The organism is Streptosporangium sp. NPDC003464, assembly GCF_053588315.1.
On the sequence record NZ_JBSFPS010000448.1, the window covers coordinates 1 to 4343 of the forward strand.

Below are 4343 nucleotides of genomic sequence, written 5' to 3' on the forward strand. Positions count from 1 at the left end.
GTTCAACCTCGCCTACGACCTCACCCTGGGGGTTCGTCGTTGAAGTGGGTCTACCTGACGCTGGGGCTGCTGGCCTTCGGCGTCGCGGTCGAGTCGTTCTTGCCGCTGTTCGGCCAGCGGCTGGCCGGGCTGCCACCCGTCGCGGCGGGGTTCTTCGCCGCGGCCATCTCGCTCGGCTGGTCGCTCACCCAGATCGGCAGTTCGTCGGTGACAGGGCAGCGTGCGGTGCGCCGGCTGCGCGTGCTCGGCCCGGTGCTGCTGGCGCTCGGCCTCGTCGTCCAGGGGCTGTTGCAGCGCGAGGACACGCCGATCTGGCTGGTGCTGGTCTGGGTGCCGGTGTTGTTCGTCGCCGGGGCGGGAATCGGCCTGGCCTACCCGCACCTGTCCGTGGCCGCGATGTCCAGCACCTCCGATCCGGAGGAGGGCGGACGGGCGGCCGCGGCGATCGCCACCGTGACGAGCCTGGCGATCGCGTTCGGCACGGCGGTGGCCGGGGTCCTGATCAATCTGGGCGGGTCGATGCTCGACGCGGCACGGTACGTGCTGTTCGGGCTCGCGATCATCTGCGCGGTCGGCGCCCTCACCGCACAAGCCGCCAGTCGCACGGATCGGAAGGAGCCCGCCGATCAAGCCCCGCCTCACCGAGGCTCGTGACCCGATGCCCGGCTCAGGACCTCGATCCCCTGTTCAGCGCATGCCCGACATCATCGCCGACCGCAATTCGAAACAAGGAGATCCCATGGCTGACGACCTGTCAGAGCCCCAGCTGTTCCCGATGGCCCGTGCGGCGCGGTGTCCGTTCGATCCGGCACCGGAGCTGGGCCGCCGGATCAGGGAAGCGCCGGTTTCACGCGTGAGATTGTGGGACGGCAGCACCCCCTGGATGGTCACCCGCTACGCGGACGCCCGCGCGGTGCTCGCCGATCCGCGCGTCAGCGTCGACGTCGCAGAACCCGGCTTCCCGCACACCAACGCGGTGAGCAAGGCCCGCGACGCGCAGATGAAGACGCTGATGCAGATGGACGCGCCGGAGCACATCGCGCAGCGGCGGCTCATGACCGCGGACTTCACGATCAAAAAAATGGAAGCGCTGCGGCCCAGGATCCAGCAGATCGTCGATGACCTCATCGATGAGATGCTCGCCGGCCCGAACCCGGCCGACCTGGTGGAGGCGATCGCGCTACCGGTTCCCACGCTGGTGATCTGCGAACTGCTGGGGGTGCCCTACGACGACCGCGCCTTCTTCCAGCGCGTGGCGGGCGCGCTGGTCATGGACGAGGGCGACCCCGCACAGGCCATGGCCGCCAGCGAGGAACTGAACGTCTACCTGGACGCCCTGGTGGACAGCAAGAACGCCGAACCGGGCGACGACGTCCTCAGCAGGCTGGCCGTCGAACAGTATCGCAGCGGCGCGATGACCCGGCGGGAGATCTCCACGATGGGTCAGCTCCTGCTGGTGGCCGGGCACGACACCACCGCGAGCATGATCGCGCTGGGTACGGCCGCGCTGCTGGCACACCCGGAGCAGCTGGCAGCGGTGCGCGACGGGGATCCGGCGCTGGCGGCGAGCGCCGTCGAAGAACTCCTGCGCTATCTGTCCATCACCCACACCGAGGCCCGCCGCGTCGCGCGGGAGGACCTCGAGATCGGCGGCCGGCTGATCCGCAAAGGGGAAGGCATCATCGTGGTGAAAAGCATCGCCAACCGCGACCCGTCGGCCTTCCCCGCCCCCGACACTCTCGACGTCCGCCGCAAGGCCCGCCACCACGTCGCCTTCGGTTACGGCGCCCACCAGTGCCTGGGCCAGTCACTGGCCCGAGTGGAACTGCAGGTCGTCTACGGCACCCTCTACCGGCGTATCCCGACGCTGGCCCCGGCCGTGCCGCTGGAACAACTGACTTTCAAACACCACGCCGTCTTCTACGGCGTCCGCGAACTGCCCGTCACCTGGTAAATCTCCGAAGGAGAAAGTGGATGAAGATCACCGTCGATCAAGACGCCTGCATCGGCTCGGGGCAGTGCGTCCTCATCGCCCCCGACATGTTCGGCCAGCGCGACGAAGACGGCATCGTCACGCTCCTTCACGACAGCCCGGGACCGGGACTGCGGGAGGACGTCCGTGAGGCCGCCCGCATCTGCCCGGCCCTGGCGATCCAGCTGACCACGTCGTGAACCAGCTTTCTCGCATCTGGTCGTAGGAGCTTCGGTGGCCGGTCCGACCGCCACCGAGGCCCCGCGCCGCAACGGGTTCACCGGTTCATCGACCCTGGTCGGCGGCGAGGAGATGCTCTCGGCAGAGTGGGCAGCGGCCGTCCCGCTCGGCGAGCAGGCGTAGGTCCGAGCTGTCCAGCGGCGGTGTGACCTTTTTCCGTCTCCTGGCCCAGTGGTCGATCGAGCGGCGCCGGGTCCGTCCAGCGCAGGTGACCGCGGCGACGTTCACAGCGGTAGCCGTCCCGTCTCCGGGCGGCGACCGAGCCGGAGATCCCTGGAGAGGTGAGGCATGGCGGGTGTTCCGCGGCTGGGCCAGGCGATGTCGTCAACGGCGAGGAACGGCTCGCCGGCCACGGTCGCGGGGGTCGCCCCGGTGAACGCCATGACGTCCCGATGCAGGTGGGACTGGTCGGCGTAGCCGGCGTCCGCCGCGACCCGGGCCGCGCCTTCACCCGCGACCAGGCGGTGGGCGGCATGGTCGAAGCGGACCAGCTTCACGGCGCGCTTGGGCGGCAGGCCGAGCTGCGAGCGGAACCGGGACCACAGCCGCTTACGGCTCCACCCGACCTCGGCCGCGAGTCCGTCGACCCGGGCCAGACCACGGCTGCCGACGATCCGGCGCCAGGCCCAGGCCACCTCCGGCTCCACCGGCGGCCCCGCCCCATGCCGGTGGGCAAGCAGCGCGTCCACCAACGCGAAACGATCCTGCCACGACGAGACATCACCCAGTTGCTCACGGATCCGGGACGCCTCCCGGCCCCACAGGTCCTCGAGGGCCACCACGGCGCCGTCGAGGTCGGCGGGGGAGACGCCCAGAACCGCGCGTGCGATCACCGGGGACAGGCGCACCTGCACGCACTCGACGTTCTCACCCCGCGCCCGGACCGCGCCTCCGGACCCGAGCCCGGGCCCGGCGACGACACTTCCCCGCTGCTGCCGCCCGGCGGCATCGTCCAGGACAGGCGTACCGGCGCCGAACTCCAGAAGCAGCGTCACGGCCGGGTGCGGGACCATCCGGAGCGCGTCCAGGTCACGGACCCGGAACCCGGCCATGGTGACACCGGCCACCCGGCTGGGCCGCCGCGGGCACGCGACGTCCCACACAACCGCATCATGCACGAACGTCCGCACCGTCCCATGCTAGCGAGCCGACGGAGGGGAACATTTGTCCAATCCGCCGGCGCGTACCGGCGGCGACAGTGGGCTCATGACTGTTTCTGACGGCGGACCGCACATGAACGGCGGCACCGAGGCCACCGAGAGTTCGATCTTGCCCATGGACGACGGCGACATCTACGTGTGCCAGGACGGCCCCCGCGACGCCCCCGCACTCCTGCTCGTCCACGGGTCCGCATCCTCGACCCGATCGTGGGACCCGATGGTTCCGCTGCTGACCGGATCTCACCGCGTCATCCGGATCGACCTGCTCGGGCACGGCCGGTCGGCCAAACCGGCCGACCGCAGCTACGCGCTCCCGGACCAGGCACGCAGGGTCGGCGCGGTCCTGGACCGGCTCGGCGTCGAGCACGCCGTAGTCGTCGGCCATTCCAGCGGCGGCGCGGTCGCCACCGCCCTCGCCGAACAGCGCCACGACCTGGTGACCGCGCTCGCGTTCATCAACACCGGCCCCAGCCTGGACGCCTTCATCGCACCGGAGTCCGCCGTGTTCGGACCGTCGCAGTGGCCGCCGACCGACGAGCAGCTCCGCCGGTTCGCGAGCACCGGTTTCAGCCGCGCGGGCTACCAGATCCCACAGGAGCTCCTGGACGAGGTGCGCGCCATGACCTACCACACGCTCACCATGACGATGCAGGCCACCCGCCACTACATGGAGCAGCAGACGCTCCCGGACCGGCTGACGGTCCTGGGCAAGCCACTACTGGTGATCTTCGGCGAGGACGACCGCAGGTGGCGATCCTCATCCGCCTCCGACTACCGCGCTGTCCCGGGCGCGAAGGTCGAGTTGCTGCCCGGACTCGGGCACTCGCCCCTGCTCGAGGATCCGCCGCGGACCGCCACCCTCCTGCTGGCCTTCACCGCGAGCCACGCCGTACGGGTGGGCTGAATGACAAGAAGGAGGGATACCATGCGGATTCTCGTCTCCGGCGCCAGCGTCGCCGGTCCGGTGCTGG

The 4343-nt window shown here is 70.3% G+C and carries 6 protein-coding genes; 5 read left to right on the top strand and 1 reads right to left on the bottom strand.

Translation table 11 applies throughout. From position 1 onward, the window contains the following. Nucleotides 1-39 precede the first annotated feature (39 nt). The 4 genes from ACWDS7_RS46825 (at nt 40) to ACWDS7_RS46840 (ending at nt 2335) form a co-directional block, all read left to right on the top strand. Entirely contained in the window at nt 40-654 is a 615-nt protein-coding gene (locus ACWDS7_RS46825; RefSeq protein WP_451934569.1) for an MFS transporter, read from the top strand. An 85-nt stretch (nt 655-739) separates the two neighbouring features. After that, nucleotides 740-1954, top strand: a complete 1215-nt coding sequence (locus ACWDS7_RS46830; RefSeq protein WP_451934570.1) for a cytochrome P450 — start codon at nt 740-742, stop codon at nt 1952-1954. Between the two features lie 20 nt (nt 1955-1974). Continuing rightward, nucleotides 1975-2172, top strand: coding sequence for a ferredoxin (locus ACWDS7_RS46835; protein WP_451934571.1), 198 nt, complete (start codon nt 1975-1977; stop codon nt 2170-2172). A gap of 34 nt (nt 2173-2206) precedes the next feature. Then, a complete protein-coding gene (locus ACWDS7_RS46840) occupies nt 2207-2335 on the top strand; it encodes a hypothetical protein (RefSeq protein WP_306872803.1) in 129 nt (42 codons plus the stop codon). A gap of 101 nt (nt 2336-2436) precedes the next feature. Here the strand turns inward: ACWDS7_RS46840 and ACWDS7_RS46845 are convergent, their stop codons facing one another. Continuing rightward, nucleotides 2437-3315, bottom strand: a complete 879-nt coding sequence (locus ACWDS7_RS46845) for a helix-turn-helix domain-containing protein (RefSeq protein ID WP_451934572.1) — start codon at nt 3313-3315, stop codon at nt 2437-2439. 103 nt (nt 3316-3418) lie between these two features. On the opposite strand from ACWDS7_RS46845, the gene ACWDS7_RS46850 reads away from it, so the two are divergent. Next, nucleotides 3419-4276 (top strand): alpha/beta fold hydrolase, encoded by an 858-nt coding sequence (locus ACWDS7_RS46850; protein WP_451934573.1) that lies wholly within the window; start codon nt 3419-3421, stop codon nt 4274-4276. Nucleotides 4277-4343 lie beyond the last annotated feature (67 nt).